Here is a 16,670-nt window from a genome sequence, read left to right as displayed (position 1 = left end):
AGCACCGGGACATTAAGCGCAGCGCATGGCGAACCGCAGAGACAGTCGCATCGAACCGAGCTTCGACGGGCCGCCCCAGGCGAAATCCCCGGCCGGGTTCTCGGTGAGCGAGGAGGATCGCGTCGTGCCGGGCAGTCGCAAATCCGCCGCCAGACGCAAACCGGCCAAGAAGTCGCCGCGTCGCGGGCGTGATCGCAGCCGGCGCGGCCTGTTCGGCATTCTCGCCCGGCTGGCCTACTGGTGCTTCGTGCTGGCCATCTGGGGCGGCATCGCGGTGGCCGGCATCGTCGTCTATTACGGTGCCAAGATGCCGGCAGCGACCACCTGGTCGATCCCCGACCGCGCGCCCAACATCAAGATCGTCTCGGTCGACGGACAGCTGATCGCCAATCGCGGCATGAGCGGCGGCGAGGCCGTCGGCCTGCATGAGATGTCGCCCTACATCCCCGAGGCCGTCGTCGCCATCGAGGACCGTCGCTTCTATTCGCATTTCGGTATCGATCCGATCGGGCTGACACGCGCCATGGTCACCAATGTGCTTGGCGGGCACTTCTCGCAGGGCGGCTCGACGCTGACGCAGCAACTGGCGAAGAATCTGTTCCTGACGCCCGACCGCACGCTGGAGCGCAAGGTGCAGGAAGTGCTCCTGGCACTGTGGCTCGAGCACAAGCATACCAAGGACCAGATCCTCGAAATGTACCTCAACCGGGTCTATTTCGGGTCCGGCGCCTATGGCGTTGAAGCGGCCTCGCGGCGTTATTTCGGCAAGAGCGCGCGCGACGTGACGCTCTCCGAGGCAGCGCTCCTGGCGGGCCTGCTCAAGGCGCCGTCGCGGCTGTCGCCGGCGCGCGACCCGAAAGCGGCCGAAGAGCGCGCGCAACTGGTGCTCGCCGCCATGCGCGATTCCGGCAAGATTGGCGCCAAGGAACTGACGAGCGCGATGAGCGCGCCGGCGACGCGCGCGCCGTCCTACTGGACCGGTTCGGAAAACTATGTCGCGGACACCGTCATGGGCGAACTGCCCGACCTGATCGGCGACGTGCGCGGCGATATCGTCGTCGACACCACGGTCGATCTCACCCTGCAGAAGCTCGCCGAACAGTCGATCCGGCGGCTGATCGACGAGAGCGGCAAGAAGCTCAACGTCACGCAGGGTGCGCTGGTGTCGATCGACGATTCCGGCGCCGTGCGCGCCATGGTCGGCGGCTACGACTATTCCACCAGCCAGTTCGACCGCGCCTCGGAAGCGCGCCGCCAGCCGGGCTCGGCCTTCAAGCCGTTCGTCTATATGGCAGCGCTCGAGGCCGGCCGCACGCCGGACAGCGTGCGCAACGACGCGCCGATCAAGATCGGCAAATGGACGCCCGACAATTACGGCGGCAAGTACTACGGCAAGGTGACGCTGGCGACGGCGCTGGCGAAATCGCTGAACTCGGTCGCCGCCCAGCTCACCATGGAAGTCGGGCCGGACGCGGTGGTGGAAGCGGCGCACCGCATGGGCATCCAGTCCGACCTGCAGTCGAACACCTCGATCGCGCTCGGCACGTCGGAAGTGACGCCGCTGGAGCTGACCTCGGCCTATGTGCCGTTCGCCAATGGCGGCTTCAAGCCGGACATCCATTTCATCCGCCGCGTGACGACGACCGACGGCAAGGTGCTCTACGACAACAATGGCGGCAGCGCGCCGCGTGTCGTCAAGCAAGAGATCGTCGGCATGATGAACTCGATGATGACCGGCACGGTCGAGATCGGCACCGCCAAGAAGGCGGCCTTCGCCTGGCCCTCGGCCGGCAAGACCGGCACCAGCCAGAATTCGCGCGACGCCTGGTTCGTCGGCTACACCGCCAACCTCACCACCGGCGTGTGGTTCGGCAATGACGACGGCAGCGCGATGAAGAAGGTCACCGGCGGCGCGCTGCCGGCGCAGGCCTGGCATGAATTCATGGTCGCCGCGCATGAGGGCGTGCCGGTCCGGCCGCTGCCCGGAACCTGGAAGTCGACGCCGTCCGACACCGTCGTGCCCGACGAGATACCCTCGGCCGATGCCGGCCAGCCGGCGCCGATGCCGCAGGCGGCGGTCGGTCAATCCCAGCCCGCCCAGGCGCCCGCACGCCCGGCGCGACCGTCCAGGCCGGCCGAGACGGTCGATGCCGACGGGTTCGACATGCCGAGCGATGGCGGGACGACCGCCTCGGTCGGCCATCCGGTGCCGCCTGGCAATGTCGGCGGCCCGACGAAAAAGCGGCAGACCTCGATCCTCGACATCCTCACCGGCGGTTGAGCGGCAACATCGCCTCTCGCAATGGCCTGCGCCTTCGGCTACATGTCCGGCCGGAGACCGCGACATGGCCGAGACCGATACAAGAAAAACCATCGTGCTGACCGGTGCCAGCCGGGGCATCGGCCATGCGACGGTGAAGCGCTTCTCGCGTGAGGGCTGGCGCGTCATCACCTGCTCGCGCCAGGCGTTTGCCGAGGACTGTCCGTGGCCGGCGGGGCCGGAGGACCACATCAAGGTCGATCTCGCCGACCAGGAGGATGTCGGCATCGCCGTCTCTGAGATCCGCCACCGGCTGGAGGCGCATGGCGGCCAGCTCAACGCGCTGGTCAACAATGCCGGCATCTCGCCGAAGCTGAAGGACGGCAGCCGGATGAACTCGATCGACACGCCGATGCATGTCTGGCGTGACGTGTTCCAGGTCAATTTCTTCGCGCCGATCATGCTGGCCAGGGGCCTGTTCAAGGAGCTGGCCCAGGCGAAGGGCTCGATCGTCAACGTCACCTCGATCGCCGGCACCCGTGTGCATCCCTTCGCCGGCACGGCTTACGCGACATCGAAGGCGGCACTGGGTTCGCTGACGCGCGAGATGGCGCATGATTTCGGCCCTCACGGCATCCGCGTCAACGCCATCGCGCCGGGCGAGATCGACACCGCTATCCTGTCGCCGGGCACCGACAAGATCGTCGAGACGATCCCGCTCAGACGCCTCGGCGCCACGGCGGAGGTGGCCGACATCATCTTCTTCCTGTGCTCCGGGCAGGCGTCCTACGTCACCGGCTCGGAAATCCACATCAATGGCGGTCAGCACGTGTGAGCGGCTGACTCAGGACTGCTCATCCGGTCATGGTGAGGACGGCCTTGCCGCTGAAGCTGCGCTGGCGCAGGGCGTCCAGCGCCTGGCCGATGTCTGTCCACGGCACAGTCAAGGCGACGCGGGTTTCCAGCCGGCCAGCCGCGACCAAAGCGAGCAGCGAGGCGATGTCGGCGCCGATGGCTGGACCGGACGTATAGTAGGCGAAGGTCTGAAGCCTCGCCCCTTCATGGCCCGGAACGAACTGGCGAAATCCGACGGGCGTCAGTTCGCCGCTGCTTGAACCGAACATGACGATGGTGCCGCCCGGCGCGACGCGTTCGATCGCGTGCGCAAGGCTTGCGCCGCCGACCGACTCGGTGATCAGCGAGAACGGCCCCTCGGCCCGCTCGATCGACTCGACGACACGTTCGGCGCCCAGGCCACGCAGATCCTCGGCATGCCGGGCGGCGGCGATCGCCGTCACCGAGGCGCCTTGCTCGCGGGCGATCTGGATCTGGAAACGACCGACCGCACCGCTAGCGCCGGTGATCAGAACCTGCTGGCCGGCGAGGTCACCGCCATGGCGCAACGTCCTCAGCGCCGTCGTGCCAGCGACCGGAAGCGTGGCGGCGGAACCGAAGCCGACGCCGTCCGGCAGGACGGCGAGACGGTCGGTCGGAACCGCGACACGTTCGGCCCAGCCGTGCTCGTCGACCAAAGCTGCGACCCGGGTCCCCACGCCAGGCCCGGTGCCATCGGCTGCTGCCCGTTCGACGACCCCGACGATGTCCTGGCCGGGTATCCAGCCATCCGGACGTATGGCCAGGAGGCGCAGCTCACCCCGGTTCAGCGAGGTTGCGCGGACCGCGATGAGCGCCTCGTTCGCCAAGGGCCGAGGGTCCTCGACCTCGGCGAGCCTAAGCCCGGTGGCGCTGTCGGAAGCGATGACGAGGGCGAGCATGGGCTGTACCTTCCTGGACCAAGCCGGCGATGGGCGCGCGGCGTCGACGCGATCGCCATGCGCGAACCGGAGCCTATCGACTTCCATGGTCTAAGAATTTAGATATAATTGCACACGGTCGCTAAAAACAGTCAATCATGAGACAGCCTCTTCGCTACCCATGGCTTGATTTCGATGTCGACGACGTCCACGCGCCGGCAATCGCCGTGCGCGTCGATGTACCGGAGACCAGGGCCGAGGTGCGCGACCACTGGCATCGCAAGGGGCAGCTCGTCTTCGCGCTGGGAGGCGGCGTCACCTGTCGGGTTCCGAGCGGCCTGTGGATGGTGCCGCCGCATTGCGCCGTGTGGATCCCGGGCGGCATGCAGCACAGCAACATCGCGACCGCCAATGCGCGGATTTTCTTCGTTTATCTCGAACCGGGCGCCGCCGAATTGCCGGACCGGTGCTGCACGCTTTCGATCTCGCCGCTGCTGCGCGAGCTGATCATCGACCTGTCGGATTGCGCGCCGGAGGACGCACGATGCGGTTTCCTGGGAGGGATCCTGCTTGCCGAACTGCCGCGCATGCCTGTCCAGCAACTGCACCTGCCGATTTCGGCCGAGCCGCGCTTGCGGCGGATCGCCGGGGCGTTAGCGAATGATCCCGCCGACCGCAGCACGCTTGCGGAATGGGCGAACCGCGTGGCGCTCAGCGAGAGCAGTCTGGCACGCCTCGTCGTGAAGGAGACAGGGCTGACCTTCGGGCGCTGGCGCCAGCAGCTGCACCTGATCGTGGCGCTGCGCGAACTCGCCTCAGGCGCCAGCGTGCAGCAGGTCTCGGGCGATCTCGGCTATGAATCCGTCACAGCGTTTATCACCATGTTCAAGAAGGCGCTGGGCAAGCCGCCGGCAAAATATCTCAGCGATATCGCGCAAAACGGCGGCTCCGCATTTGTCGCTTGATCGACCCGGCTGGTGCGTGGACGCGCAACTCAAACGGCTTGCGGTTTGATCTCCGGGACGAGGGCGACCTCTTCCAACCCAGCGGATGCCGTACCCGTCACCACCTCGACGATGCCGCGGGCGATCTCGCGCTCGCCCATGATCACGGTGTCGGCGCCGAGCCCCTTGAGATGCTCGACCTCGGCATCGGAATGGGCGCGAGCGATGACGTTGACGCCGGGGTTGGCGGCGCGGGCGCGCAGCACGATCTGGCCGGCCTCGAAGGCATTCGGAATTGCAAGGATCAGCCGCCTGGCGCCTTCCGGATTGGCGGCTGAAAAGACGTCGGCATTGGCGGCATTGCCGGCGATGGTTTCGACGCCATCGGCCTTCAGTTTCGCCAGTGTCTTGTCGGCGTCCTCGATGACCAAAAAGGGCAGGGCGGCCTGTTTCAGCGCCGCGCCAACGAGACTGCCGACACGGCCGTAGCCGATCAGGATGGAATGGCCGGCAAGCGCGGTTCTTGGCGGCGGGCCGTCTTGCTTTTGCCGTGAAGCCGTCACCGAAGCCACCTGGCCGGGCTCGGTCGCCGGGCCGATCGGCCTTGCCTCTTCCGGCGGCGATGCCTTGGCCGAGCGTGCCTCCAGCCACGGTGTCATCCAGTCGATGGCAAGGAACATCAGCGGATTGAGCAGGATCGACAGGATGGCGCCGGCGAGGATCAGGTCGCGCCCCTGTTCGGGCAGGAGTTTCAGCCCGACGCCGAGCTCGGCGAGGATGAAGGAAAACTCGCCGATCTGCGCCAGGCTGGCCGAGATCATCAGCGCCGTCGCGATCGGGTAGCGGAAGGCGACGACGATGACGAAGGCGGCCAGCGACTTGCCGATGACGATGATGGCCAGCGTCGCCAGGATCGGCCAGCCATTGCTGACCAGGCTGAACGGGTCGAACAGCATGCCGACCGAGACGAAGAACAGCACCGAGAAGGCATCGCGCAGCGGCAGCGATTCCTCGGCTGCCCGATGGCTTAGCTCGGATTCGCTCATGATCATGCCGGCGAAGAAGGCGCCCAGCGCCAGCGATACGCCGAACAGTTTCGCTGCCCCGAAGGCGACGCCCAACGCAATCGCCAGCACCGCCAGCCGGAATAGCTCGCGCGACCCGGTATGGGCGACATAATGCAGGATCCAGGGGATCACGCGGCGGCCGACCACCAGCATGACGACGACAAAGGCCACCACCTTGGCCAGCGTGACGCCGACGACGCCCCAGATGCCGTAGCTGGCCGGCAGCGCCAGCAGGCTGGCATGGTCGTCGGCCTGCGGCACGCCGCCGAGCACGCCGGCCAGCGCCGGCAAGAGCACCAGCGCCAGCACCATGGCAAGGTCCTCGACGATCAGCCAGCCGACGGCGATACGGCCACGCTCGGTCTCGATCAGCCGTCGTTCCTGCAACGCGCGCAGCAGCACCACCGTCGAAGCGACGGACAATGCCAGGCCGAAGACCAGCCCGGCGCCCACCGACCAGCCGAGCAGCCAGGCAAGGCCGACGCCGAGCAGCGTGGCAAAGCCGATCTGGACGATGGCGCCGGGCACGGCGATGGCGCGGACGGAGAGAAGGTCCTTCAGCGAGAAATGCAGGCCGACGCCGAACATCAGCAGGATGACGCCGATCTCGGCAAGCTCGGTGGCCAGGCTTGCGTCGGCGACGAAGCCCGGCGTGTTCGGCCCGACCAGGACGCCTGCCACGAGATAGCCGACCAGCGGCGGGATGCGGAAACGGTTGGCGAGCGCGCCGAAGATGAAAGCCAGCCCCAGACCGGCGACGATTGTGGCGATAAGGGGCGTGTCATGCGGCATTGTCTATGGAGCGCCTTTCGAAAAAATCACGATGCAGGATAGGGCCGCCCCGCGGCCGCCGCCCCTTGCAATATGGGGGGAGGCATGGCCGCGAGGCAACCCGTAAAGCCGTGAAATCGAAAGGCAAAGGCGCACGAATGCCGGGCGAAGGGCGGATTGCGCTTGCGGGCGCCGTCAGGCCGCCTGGAGCAGGCTTTCGATCTCAGGGATGGTGTGGTTGGTCAGCGTCTTTGGAATTTCCACCGTCACCTTGTCGCCGACAAGCTTGTGGAGCTTCCGGCGCATTTCGCCCAGCACCAGCGGCGGCGCGATCAGCACGATCTCCTTGAAGGCGCCGCGATTGGCGAGCCCATAGAGCCGTTCGGCGATGTCGTCGGCGAAGCGCTCCTTGCCGATACGATGCCAGTCGGTGTCCTCGACCGCGCTGCGATGGATGGACGGCCCGTCATTGTAGCGGCCGGGGCGGTCGCTGCCCTGCTCGCGCGTGGCGGGGTTCTCCTGCTCCATCTCCTGCACGACCTGCAGGTCCGGAGTGCGGGTGTTGCCTTCATTGCGCAGGAACAGCGCTTTTTCGCCATCGGCGACCACGATCCAAAGGCCATGTTTCAGCGTGACATTGCTCATACGGGCTCCTCCTGCTTTTGCCGTGTTGCGAACCGTTCGCGGCGGCAGGCCGGGGCGGGTCCGTATGGCAAACGCCCGCTCAAGCAGGAATGTTCCGATATCGTTGCGGCGCTCATCCAACATTGCGTGCAAGTCCGCGACGATCTTTGCGGCCTTAATCTACTAAATTGGTAGAATTTAGAAAAATCTGTTTTGCAGCGTGGAGCATTTGCAGCTAAAAACGCCTGAGATCAGGGCCCGCAACAGCGGCTTCAATCCGATCCTCTCCCGGATGTGGAATTTTTTTCTCCTCCTCTTCGCGCTTGCGAAAAAGCGATTGCCTGCCATCGCGGGATGCGCGAGTGCTTTGCTTCTGGTTTTTCACGCCCGCGCGTAAAACTGCCAAATTGCTCAGGAATCTGCTCGCCATGCCGCAGGCCAATGCCAAGCTCAACGCTTTCCCCGTCTTCATGCGGGTCGAGGGCGAAGCCGTGGCCATTGTCGGCGGCGGCGAGGCGGCGCTGGCCAAGGCGCGGCTCGTCGGCCAGTCGAGCGCGGTGCTGCGCATCATAGCGCAAACCGCCGAAGCAGAGCTGCTGTCTTTCATTGCCGCGACCGGTGCTGTCCATGTCGCCGCCGCCTATGAGGCTGCGCATCTCGAAGGCGCGGCCATGGTGTTCGCCGCCAGCGGCGACGAGGCGCTCGACCGCCGCGTTGCCGAGGATGCGCGCCGCTTGTGCATTCCGGTCAACGCGGTCGACCGGCCAGAGCTTTGCGATTTCTTCACGCCGGCGCTGGTCAACCGCGCGCCGGTCGCCATCGCCATCGGCACCGAAGGCGCCGGCCCGGTTCTTGCGCAGATGCTGCGCGGCCGCATCGATCGCATGCTGTCGCCGTCGCTCGGCGCGCTGGCCACGCTTGCCGCGTCCTTCCGGGGCGCCGCCGAGCGGCTGCCGAAGGGCACCGGCCGCCGCCGCTTCTGGCGCGATTTCTTCGCCGGCGCGCCGGCGCGAGCCGTCGAGGCGGGCGAGTTTGCGAGGGCGCATGATGCCGCCGTCGAGCTGCTTGTCTCCGACGCGCCGGCCTCGGGCCACATCGCGCTGGTCGGCGCCGGTCCGGGCGCCGAGGATCTGCTCACGCTCAGGGCGCATCGCCTGCTGATGGAAGCCGACGTCATCGTCCATGACGCGCTGGTGCCGGAAGCCATCGTCGCCATGGGCCGTCGCGATGCCGAGCGCCTGCCGGTCGGCAAGCGCAAGGGCTGCCATTCCAAGAGCCAGGAAGAGATCAACGCGCTGCTTGTCGAGCTTGGCCGCGAGGGCAAGCGCGTCGTGCGGCTGAAGTCGGGCGACCCGCTGGTGTTCGGCCGCGCCGGCGAGGAAATGGCGGCACTTCGCGATGCCGGCATCGCCTATGAGGTGGTTCCCGGCGTCACCGCGGCCTTCGCCGCCGCCGCCGATTTCGAACTGCCGCTGACGCTGCGCGGCGTGTCGTCCTCGCTGGTGTTCACGACCGGCCATGACCTTAAGGGCAATTCGCTGCCCGACTGGGCCAAGCTCGCCATTTCCGGCGCCACCGTCGCCGTCTATATGGGCCGCTCGGTCGCGGCCGAAGTCGCCGGCCGACTGATCGAGGCGGGCCTGTCGCCCGACACCGCCGTCGCCGTGGTCGAGAACGCCAGCCTCGGCAACCGCCGCCGCTTCCACGGCACGCTGGCCGACCTGCCTTCGCTGGAGGCCCGCGCCGATCTCGCCGGTCCGGTGATGACCATCATCGGCGACGCGGTCGCCGGCGCCAATTTCGAACGTTCCGAGCCGCTCGCGGCACACAGGCATGAAGATACGGCCAGCGCAACGGCCGAAGGAGTTGAACAATGAAGGTTCTGACCGCGAACAGGCTCACCGACGGCATCGCCGTCTGGTACGCCGATGGCGGCTGGGCGGAAACGGTCGGCGGCGCCGACCTCGCCCATGACAAGGCGGCGGAGGACCGGCTGGAAGCGATCGGCGCGGCGGCCTACGCCAACAACGAGGTGGTCGACGTCAATTTGATCGACGTCACGGTGGTCGACGGGTTGGTCGAGCCGGTGCGGCTGCGCGAAAAGATCCGCGCCGCCGGGCCGACCATCCGCGAAGATCTCGGCAAGCAGGCGAGCCCGCAACCCATGCGGGCGGCATAGACCAAACAGGCAATGCGGGCGGACGCGCCCTGAAAGACGAAGCATGTACCGTTACGATGAGTTCGACCACGATTTCGTTCAGGCCCGCGTCGCCGAGTTCAGCGACCAGGTCCAGCGCCGGCTTGCCGGCGAGATCACCGAGGATCAGTTCCGGCCGCTGAGGCTGATGAACGGCGTCTATCTGCAGCTGCATGCCTATATGCTGCGCATCGCCGTGCCCTATGGCACGCTGAACAGCAAGCAGATGCGCATGCTCGGCCACATCGCGCGCAAATACGACAAGGGCTACGGCCATTTCACCACGCGCCAGAACATCCAGTTCAACTGGCCGGCGCTGTCCGACATTCCCGCGATCCTGGCCGATCTCGCCAGCGTCGAGATGCATGCCATCCAGACCTCTGGCAACTGCATCCGCAATGTCACCGCGGATCACTTCGCCGGCGCGGCGGCCGACGAGGTCGCCGATCCCCGGCCCTATGCCGAGATCCTGCGGCAATGGTCGTCGGTGCATCCGGAGTTTTCGTTCCTGCCGCGCAAGTTCAAGATCGCGGTGACGGGTGCCGAGCGCGACCGCGCCGCCATCCAGACGCATGACATCGGCCTGCACCTGAAGAAGAACGCGGCCGGCGAGCTCGGCTTCGCCGTCTATGTCGGCGGCGGCCAGGGCCGCACGCCGATGGTGGCGCGGAAGATCCGCGACTTCCTGCCGGAAGCCGATCTTCTCTCCTACTGCACGGCGATCCTGCGCGTTTACAACCTCTATGGCCGCCGCGACAACAAGTACAAGGCGCGCATCAAGATCCTCGTCCACGAGACCGGCGTCGAGGAGATCACGCGCCAGGTCGAGGCCGAGTGGCAGGAGCTGAAGGACGCCGAGCTGAAGCTGCCGGAAGCCGACATCCAGGCCATCAACGCCTATTTCACGCCGCCGGGTCTGGCCGAGCGGCCGGAAGGCGACGCGGCAGTGAAGCTGGCGCGGCTCGATTCCAAGAATTTCTCGGAATGGCTCGACCAGAATGTGGTGACGCATCGCCATCCCGACTATGCGGCGGTGACGATCTCGCTGAAAGGCATCGGCGAGGTGCCTGGCGACGCCACCGACAGCCAGATGGAGGCGGTCGCCGACATCGCCGAGAAATACGCCTTCGACGAATTGCGCGTCAGCCACGAGCAGAACCTGATCCTGCCGCATGTGGCGCGCGCCGATCTGAAGGCCGTCTATGACGCGCTGGTCGACATCGGCCTGGCGACGGCCAACTCCAATCTGATCAGCGACATCATCTCGTGCCCCGGCCTCGACTATTGTGCGCTGGCCACGGCCCGTTCCATTCCGGTGGCGCAGGAGATCTCGCAGCGCTTCGCTTCGCTGGAACGGCAGCGCGAGATCGGCGAATTAAAGCTGAAGATCTCCGGCTGCATCAATGCCTGCGGCCATCATCATGTCGGCCACATCGGCATTCTCGGCGTCGAGAAGAAGGGCTCCGAGCTTTACCAGGTCACCCTCGGCGGCTCGGCCGACGAGAACACCTCCGTCGGCGAGATCATCGGCCGCGGCTTCTCGTCGGAAGAGATCACCGACGCCATCGAGCAGATCGTCGATACCTATCTCGGCCTTCGGCTCAGTCCCTCGGAACGTTTTATCGACGCCTACCGCAGAGTCGGTCCCGCGCCGTTCAAGGAGGCGCTCTATGCTGGCGAAACCAAGGCCGCTTGACCGGGTCGTTGATGTCGAGGCCGGTGTCGCCGCCGAGGCGGCGGGGCTGGACGCGCTTTACGGTCACCTGAGCCCGATCGAGGTCATCGAGCGCTCGGCGAACGAGCTGTTTCGCGGCGGCATCGCCGCGGTTTCCTCCTTCGGCGCCGATTCCGCCGTGCTGCTGCACATGATCGCCAAGGTCGACCGCGCGCTGCCGGTGATCTTCCTCGACACCGGCAAGCATTTCGAGGAAACGCTCGGCTATCGCGATGCGCTGGTCGCCGATTTCGGCTTCACCGACGTCAGGGTGATCAAGCCGGAAGAGGCCGCGCTCGAGCGGGTCGATCCGACCGGCAGGCTGCACGAGACCAACACCGACGCCTGCTGCAACGTGCGCAAGGTCGAGCCGATGGCGCGCGGCGTCGAGCCGTTCCGCGCCTGGTTCACCGGGCGCAAGCGCTTCCAGGCCTCGACGCGCGCGGCGCTTCCGGTCTTCGAGGCGGTCGGCTCGCGCATCCGCATCAATCCGCTGGCACACTGGACGACGGCGGACCAGGCCGACTACATGCGCGCGCACGCGCTGCGCGAAAATCCGCTCGTCGCCTATGGCTATCTGTCGATCGGGTGCTTCCCGTGCACGCAGCCGGTACAGCCGGGCGAGGACGCGCGCAGCGGCCGCTGGGCCGGGCACGCCAAGACAGAGTGCGGCATCCACCTTTCCGGCCTGGAGAAGTCGCTGACCGACGCATCCCTTTAGGCTATGTTGATATTCAGGTGAGGCCGGCCCGCAATCGTCGGTTTCCTGCGTTTCCGGTGCCCACGGGACGCTCCGCTCCGGCTCGGCCTGACCTGAAACGCGACACATCCTTTGATTTTTGGATTTTGGGAATTTTGATGACTGAACCGACCAAATCGGAAACCCGCCTCTGGACCCCGAACGGTTTCCGCGAGGACGAGTGGATCCAGGCCGAGAGCGCCGAGGCGCTCGCCGGCAACGGCCGCTTCATCCTGCCGCTGCAGGCGTTCCTGGGGCTCGACCTTGAGGTGCGCAAGTCGGCCAGGGAACGCATCGGGGTGCTGCTGCAGCCCGGCGACGAGCTCGACAAGATCGTCGGCCTGCTCGACCAGCTGTCGCTGGTGGCGCTGGCCTTCCCGGCGTTCAATGACGGCCGCTCCTTCTCCAAGGGCGAATTGCTGCGCAGCCGCCATCATTTCGAGGGCGCCGTCCGCGCCACCGGCCAGGTGCTGGTCGACCAGCTGCCGCATATGCTGCGGGTCGGCTTCGACGAGTTCGAAATCTCGAACCCGGTGCTTTTGAAGCGGCTGGAGGAAGGCCGCACCGGCGGGCTGGGGCTCTACTACCAGCCGACCGCCGAGTCGGAGGCCAAGGGGCCGAAATATTCCTGGCGGCGCAAACGCGCCGGCTGACCCAGCGGTAACTCGTCGACGTCTTTACAACGCGCGCAAGCAGGCTTTCTCTGACCGCACGGACGGAAACATCCGCCGGGAGGAGACCATGCGCTACGACTATGTCATCGCCGGCGGCGGTTCCGCCGGCTGCACGCTTGCCGCCAGGCTTTCCGAGGATGCATCGAAGACGGTCTGCCTGATCGAAGCGGGCGGCGAAGGCAAGGATCTCCTGATCCGCGCGCCGGCGGGCATCATCGCGCTGCTGCCGGGCAGGCCCAAGATCAACAACTGGGGCTTTGAGACGGTGCCGCAGGAAGGGCTTGGCGGCCGCAAGGGCTACCAGCCGCGTGGCAAGGCGCTGGGCGGCTCAAGCGCCATCAACGCCATGCTCTACACGCGCGGCCATCCTTGCGACTATGACGAATGGGCCGATCTCGGCTGCGACGGCTGGTCGTGGAGCGAGGTGCTGCCCTATTTCCGGCGCGCCGAAGGCAATCAACGCGGCACTGACGCGCTGCACGGCGGCGACGGACCGCTCAGGGTGGCCGAGCAGCAGGAACCGCGTTCGATCTCGAAAGCCTTCGTCGAGGCCTGCGGCGAAAACCAAATCCGCCGCAACGACGATTTCAACGGGCCCGAGCAGGAAGGGGCGGGGCTCTACCAGGTCACGCAATTCTGGGGCGAGCAACGCAATGGCGAGCGCTGCTCGGCCGCGGCAGCCTATCTGCATCCGGCGATGGGCCGGCCGAACCTCACCGTCATCACCGGCGCGCAGGCGACCGGCGTGGTGCTCGACGGCAAGCGCGCGACGGGCGTGCGCTATCGTGCCGGCAAGAGCGAAGCCGCGGCGGAAGCCAGGCGCGAGGTCATCCTGTGCGGTGGCGCGTTCGGCTCGCCGCAAATGCTGCTGCTTTCCGGCATCGGTCCGGCGGTGGAGCTGGCAGTGCACGGCATTCCGCTCGTCCATGAACTGCCCGGTGTCGGCAAGAACCTGCAGGACCATCTCGATTTCATCCTGGCCTGGAAGTCGCGCGAGACCGAGCTGATGGGCATCGGCCTCCGCGGCCTGCCCGGACTGCTCAGGCACATGCTGCGCTGGCGCAAGGACGGCACCGGCATGATCGCCACGCCCTATGCGGAGGCCGGCGCCTTCCTCAAATCCGACGCGGCGGCCGAGCGGCCCGACCTGCAACTGCATTTCTGCATCGCCATCGTCGACGATCACGGCCGCAAGCTGCATATGGGTTATGGCTTCTCCTGCCATGTCTGCGTGCTGAGGCCGCATTCGCGCGGCGAGGTCGGGCTTACGAGCGCGAACCCGCTGGCGCCGCCGCGCATCGACCCGCGTTTCCTCGAGGACGAGCGCGACGCCGAGCTTCTGCTCCGGGGCGTGCGGATGATGCGCGGCATATTGGAAGCGCCGGCGCTGGCCAGGTATCGCCAGAAGGAAATCTATACCGCCGGCGCTGCCAGCGACGCCGAGCTGATGGCGCATATCAGGGCCCGCGCCGACACGATCTATCACCCGGCCGGCACCTGCAAGATGGGCATCGACGAGATGGCGGTCGTCGATCCGCAGTTAAAGGTGCGCGGCTTGCAAGGGCTGCGCGTCGTCGACGCCTCGGTGATGCCGACACTCGTCGGCGGCAACACCAATGCGCCGACGATCATGATCGCCGAGAAGGCGGCGGATATGATCCGGGCGGCAGCCTGACGCCATCTTGGTCAGACCAGCCTGCCCGGTTTTGCTCCGGAAGCCCTGCCTTTATCGCTCGCCGGGCGCCACGGAATCAATCTGGTAGGACCAATCGTGCGATTTGCGCTTCCCCTCCGGCCTGCTTGCCCTTACGATAGGGCTATATTTCGTGCCTCGAAATAAATAGCCAGCTAAGGGAGGAACCGGCATGGCAGGCAAAAAGATTTTGATGCTCGTTGGCGAGTTCAGCGAGGAGTATGAGATTTTCGTCTTCGAACAGGCCATGCATGCGGTTGGCCATACGGTGCATGTCGTCTGCCCCGACAAGAAGGCCGGCGACATCTTGAAGACCTCGCTGCACGATTTCGAAGGCCACCAGACCTACACCGAAAAGCTCGGCCACGACTACATCCTCAACAAGAGCTTCGCCGAGGTGAACCCGGCCGATTACGACGCCGTCTATGCGGCCGGTGGGCGCGGGCCGGAATACATCCGCATCGACAAGCGGGTGCAGGCGCTGGTCAGGCATTTCCACGAGACCGGCAAGCCGATCTTCACCATTTGCCACGGCGTACAGATCCTGATCGCCGTCGATGGCGTGGTGCGCGGCCGCGAGGTCGCGGCGCTGCAATATTGCGAGCCGGAGGTGACGCTGGCCGGCGGCATCTACATCGATGTCGCGCCGACCGGCGCCCATGTCGATGGCAATCTGGTATCGGCCAAGGGCTGGCCTGGCCTTGCAGCGTTCATGCGCGAATGCCTGAAGGTGCTCGGCACCGAGATCCGCGACGGCAAGGCGCTGATGCGCGACGAACGCAAGGCGGCCTGAGCAAGGTTTGAAGAAACCCGCCGCATCCCGGTGCGGCGGGCAATGGATATTGAGCCGCTCTTAAGGCGCGCCGAAACGCCCTTGAGCGGCATGCCTCAAGCGGCAAGCCGCGCTTCGCGGAACGACACCAGCTTGCCGCGGTTTTCGTCCCATAGCGCCAGCTTCACGCAGCGCAGGCTGTCGAGAAGCGTGACGCGGCCGATCCGCCGCAGCTCCGGATAATCCCGCAGCACTTCCGGAAGCCGGTAGCACGGCACCTTGGCGGAGAGGTGGTGGACGTGATGGACGCCGATATTGCCGGTGAACCAGTTCAGCACCGGCGGCAGGTCGTAGTAGGACGATCCATGCAGCGCGGCGCGCTGGAATTCCCAATCGGGATCCTTCGCCCATTCGGTCTCCTCGAACTGATGCTGGACATAGAACAGCCAGACGCCGGCCGAGCCCGCGAGGATCACGATCGGCAGGTGGACGACCAGGAACGCGCCCGGCCCGACAAGCCAGATGAGCGTCACCGCGGCGAGCGCGATGCCGAGATTGGTCGCCATGGATGACACCCACGGCGTCAGGCCGCCGCGCATCATGCCGACCGGCAGCCTCTGCTCGAAGATGAAAAGCCATATCGGGCCGAGACCAAACATCACCAGCGGATGGCGATAGAGGCGATAGGCAAGGCGGCCAGGCCAGGATAGCTGCCGGTATTCGGCGACGGTCAGTGTCCTGATGTCGCCCATGCCGCGCTCGTCGAGATTGCCGGCGCTGGCGTGATGGGTGGCATGGGCGCGCCGCCAGCAATCATAAGGCGTCAGCGTGAGCACGCCGAGGGCGCGGCCGATCCAGTCGTCCGCATAACGATTGGCGAAAAAGGAGCCGTGGCCGCAATCGTGCTGGATCATGAATATCCGCACCAGAAAGCCGGCCGCCGGAACGACGAGGGTCAGCCCCCACCAATGGCTGTAGGAATAGGCGGCAGAAGATAGAGCCCAGAGTGCGACGAAAGGGATGAGGGTTATGGCTAGTTCGATGGCGCTGCGCCGCCGGTCAGGCTTCTTGTAGCGCGCCAGGATCTTCAACCAGGCGCGCTTGCTGTTTGCCGCCGTCTCGGGGGAAATCATGTTCATCAGGGAGCATAGGCAGCGCATCCCGCCCCAGCAAGACGGCGATCACGCGAAATTACTGCGCGTAATTGTCGCGCGATGCCCGCGGTTCGTGCGGCCTACTGGCGACGTTCGCCGTTGGCGGCCCTGGTCTCGATGTCATCGAGCTGGTCGAGCAGGTTGCGGAAATGCTCGGGCGTGTTCGTTTCCAGGCGGAATGACGGCAGCGTGCGCAGGAAGCGCTTCGTCGCTTCGCTGCCAAGCTGTCGTCTGATATCGGCGGCGAGTTCCGCGCGCCGTTCGCCTTTGTTGCCGCTCATTGTCCCAAATCCTGTGTCGGCTTCGA

At 66.1% G+C, this 16,670-nt stretch carries 16 protein-coding genes; 10 read left to right on the top strand and 6 right to left on the bottom strand.

The window, feature by feature from the left end:
* Positions 1-25 precede the first annotated feature (25 nt).
* Complete coding sequence (locus EN786_RS03365; RefSeq protein ID WP_127311207.1) at positions 26-2,281, top strand: transglycosylase domain-containing protein; 2,256 nt, start codon at positions 26-28, stop codon at positions 2,279-2,281.
* A 64-nt stretch (positions 2,282-2,345) separates the two neighbouring features.
* Positions 2,346-3,095: an SDR family oxidoreductase gene (locus EN786_RS03360; protein ID WP_126058269.1), complete on the top strand. Its 750-nt coding sequence runs from the start codon at positions 2,346-2,348 to the stop codon at positions 3,093-3,095.
* Between the two features lie 19 nt (positions 3,096-3,114).
* On the opposite strand, the gene EN786_RS03355 is transcribed toward EN786_RS03360, so the two are convergent.
* A complete protein-coding gene (locus tag EN786_RS03355; protein ID WP_127311206.1) occupies positions 3,115-4,035 on the bottom strand; it encodes a zinc-binding dehydrogenase in 921 nt (306 codons plus the stop codon).
* Between the two features lie 137 nt (positions 4,036-4,172).
* Between EN786_RS03355 and EN786_RS03350 the strand changes: the two genes are divergently transcribed.
* A complete protein-coding gene (locus tag EN786_RS03350; RefSeq protein WP_135907962.1) occupies positions 4,173-4,979 on the top strand; it encodes a helix-turn-helix transcriptional regulator in 807 nt (268 codons plus the stop codon).
* 29 nt (positions 4,980-5,008) lie between these two features.
* On the opposite strand, the gene EN786_RS03345 is transcribed toward EN786_RS03350, so the two are convergent.
* The 3 genes from EN786_RS03345 to EN786_RS03335 form a co-directional block, all read right to left on the bottom strand.
* Positions 5,009-6,817, bottom strand: a complete 1,809-nt coding sequence (locus EN786_RS03345) for a cation:proton antiporter (protein WP_127311753.1) — start codon at positions 6,815-6,817, stop codon at positions 5,009-5,011.
* Between the two features lie 174 nt (positions 6,818-6,991).
* Entirely contained in the window at positions 6,992-7,441 is a 450-nt protein-coding gene (locus EN786_RS03340) for a host attachment family protein (protein WP_127311752.1), read from the bottom strand.
* Between the two features lie 214 nt (positions 7,442-7,655).
* A complete protein-coding gene (locus tag EN786_RS03335; protein WP_127311751.1) occupies positions 7,656-7,850 on the bottom strand; it encodes a hypothetical protein in 195 nt (64 codons plus the stop codon).
* Here EN786_RS03335 and cysG point away from each other — a divergent pair.
* From cysG to EN786_RS03300, 7 genes are all read left to right on the top strand, one after another.
* Complete coding sequence (cysG, locus tag EN786_RS03330) at positions 7,849-9,297, top strand: siroheme synthase CysG (protein WP_135907961.1); 1,449 nt, start codon at positions 7,849-7,851, stop codon at positions 9,295-9,297. The two genes, EN786_RS03335 and cysG, sit on opposite strands and share 2 nt — an antisense overlap.
* Positions 9,294-9,599, top strand: coding sequence for a DUF2849 domain-containing protein (locus tag EN786_RS03325; RefSeq protein ID WP_127282388.1), 306 nt, complete (start codon positions 9,294-9,296; stop codon positions 9,597-9,599). The genes cysG and EN786_RS03325 overlap by 4 nt, the downstream gene beginning before the upstream one ends.
* Positions 9,600-9,642: 43 nt before the next feature.
* Positions 9,643-11,313 carry a nitrite/sulfite reductase gene (locus tag EN786_RS03320; RefSeq protein WP_127282389.1) on the top strand — a complete coding sequence of 557 codons (1,671 nt, stop codon included), beginning with the start codon at positions 9,643-9,645 and terminating at the stop codon, positions 11,311-11,313.
* Positions 11,288-12,052 carry a phosphoadenylyl-sulfate reductase gene (locus EN786_RS03315; RefSeq protein ID WP_127282390.1) on the top strand — a complete coding sequence of 255 codons (765 nt, stop codon included), beginning with the start codon at positions 11,288-11,290 and terminating at the stop codon, positions 12,050-12,052. The genes EN786_RS03320 and EN786_RS03315 overlap by 26 nt, the downstream gene beginning before the upstream one ends.
* A gap of 137 nt (positions 12,053-12,189) precedes the next feature.
* Positions 12,190-12,723, top strand: coding sequence for a DUF934 domain-containing protein (locus tag EN786_RS03310; protein ID WP_127282391.1), 534 nt, complete (start codon positions 12,190-12,192; stop codon positions 12,721-12,723).
* Positions 12,724-12,811: 88 nt separating this feature from the next.
* Positions 12,812-14,419 (top strand): GMC family oxidoreductase N-terminal domain-containing protein, encoded by a 1,608-nt coding sequence (locus EN786_RS03305; protein WP_127309359.1) that lies wholly within the window; start codon positions 12,812-12,814, stop codon positions 14,417-14,419.
* A gap of 190 nt (positions 14,420-14,609) precedes the next feature.
* On the top strand, positions 14,610-15,230 hold the full coding sequence (locus EN786_RS03300) for a DJ-1/PfpI family protein (RefSeq protein WP_127282393.1): 621 nt from the start codon (positions 14,610-14,612) through the stop codon (positions 15,228-15,230).
* A gap of 95 nt (positions 15,231-15,325) precedes the next feature.
* Here the strand turns inward: EN786_RS03300 and EN786_RS03295 are convergent, their stop codons facing one another.
* Both EN786_RS03295 and EN786_RS03290 read right to left on the bottom strand, forming a co-directional pair.
* Positions 15,326-16,348 (bottom strand): fatty acid desaturase, encoded by a 1,023-nt coding sequence (locus tag EN786_RS03295; protein ID WP_127309358.1) that lies wholly within the window; start codon positions 16,346-16,348, stop codon positions 15,326-15,328.
* A gap of 95 nt (positions 16,349-16,443) precedes the next feature.
* Positions 16,444-16,644 (bottom strand): hypothetical protein, encoded by a 201-nt coding sequence (locus tag EN786_RS03290; RefSeq protein WP_127282395.1) that lies wholly within the window; start codon positions 16,642-16,644, stop codon positions 16,444-16,446.
* Positions 16,645-16,670: the final 26 nt, after the last annotated feature.

Source organism: Mesorhizobium sp. M4B.F.Ca.ET.143.01.1.1, assembly GCF_004792275.1.
Taxonomy (GTDB): domain Bacteria; phylum Pseudomonadota; class Alphaproteobacteria; order Rhizobiales; family Rhizobiaceae; genus Mesorhizobium; species Mesorhizobium abyssinicae.
Note: the sequence above shows the minus strand (reverse complement) of the source record. Positions and strands in the feature narration are given on the sequence as shown.

What these genes read in the sequence shown, in the direction of transcription:
- EN786_RS03290 (WP_127282395.1), bottom strand. Translation starts at nt 16,644, where the DNA reads ATGAGCGGCAACAAAGGCGAACGGCGCGCGGAACTCGCCGCCGATATC.
- EN786_RS03345 (WP_127311753.1), bottom strand. Translation starts at nt 6,817, where the DNA reads ATGCCGCATGACACGCCCCTTATCGCCACAATCGTCGCCGGTCTGGGG.
- EN786_RS03315 (WP_127282390.1), top strand. Translation starts at nt 11,288, where the DNA reads ATGCTGGCGAAACCAAGGCCGCTTGACCGGGTCGTTGATGTCGAGGCC.
- EN786_RS03365 (WP_127311207.1), top strand. Translation starts at nt 26, where the DNA reads ATGGCGAACCGCAGAGACAGTCGCATCGAACCGAGCTTCGACGGGCCG.
- EN786_RS03360 (WP_126058269.1), top strand. Translation starts at nt 2,346, where the DNA reads ATGGCCGAGACCGATACAAGAAAAACCATCGTGCTGACCGGTGCCAGC.
- EN786_RS03300 (WP_127282393.1), top strand. Translation starts at nt 14,610, where the DNA reads ATGGCAGGCAAAAAGATTTTGATGCTCGTTGGCGAGTTCAGCGAGGAG.
- EN786_RS03355 (WP_127311206.1), bottom strand. Translation starts at nt 4,035, where the DNA reads ATGCTCGCCCTCGTCATCGCTTCCGACAGCGCCACCGGGCTTAGGCTC.
- EN786_RS03350 (WP_135907962.1), top strand. Translation starts at nt 4,173, where the DNA reads ATGAGACAGCCTCTTCGCTACCCATGGCTTGATTTCGATGTCGACGAC.
- EN786_RS03310 (WP_127282391.1), top strand. Translation starts at nt 12,190, where the DNA reads ATGACTGAACCGACCAAATCGGAAACCCGCCTCTGGACCCCGAACGGT.
- EN786_RS03305 (WP_127309359.1), top strand. Translation starts at nt 12,812, where the DNA reads ATGCGCTACGACTATGTCATCGCCGGCGGCGGTTCCGCCGGCTGCACG.
- EN786_RS03335 (WP_127311751.1), bottom strand. Translation starts at nt 7,850, where the DNA reads ATGGCGAGCAGATTCCTGAGCAATTTGGCAGTTTTACGCGCGGGCGTG.
- cysG (WP_135907961.1), top strand. Translation starts at nt 7,849, where the DNA reads ATGCCGCAGGCCAATGCCAAGCTCAACGCTTTCCCCGTCTTCATGCGG.
- EN786_RS03295 (WP_127309358.1), bottom strand. Translation starts at nt 16,348, where the DNA reads ATGAACATGATTTCCCCCGAGACGGCGGCAAACAGCAAGCGCGCCTGG.
- EN786_RS03325 (WP_127282388.1), top strand. Translation starts at nt 9,294, where the DNA reads ATGAAGGTTCTGACCGCGAACAGGCTCACCGACGGCATCGCCGTCTGG.
- EN786_RS03320 (WP_127282389.1), top strand. Translation starts at nt 9,643, where the DNA reads ATGTACCGTTACGATGAGTTCGACCACGATTTCGTTCAGGCCCGCGTC.
- EN786_RS03340 (WP_127311752.1), bottom strand. Translation starts at nt 7,441, where the DNA reads ATGAGCAATGTCACGCTGAAACATGGCCTTTGGATCGTGGTCGCCGAT.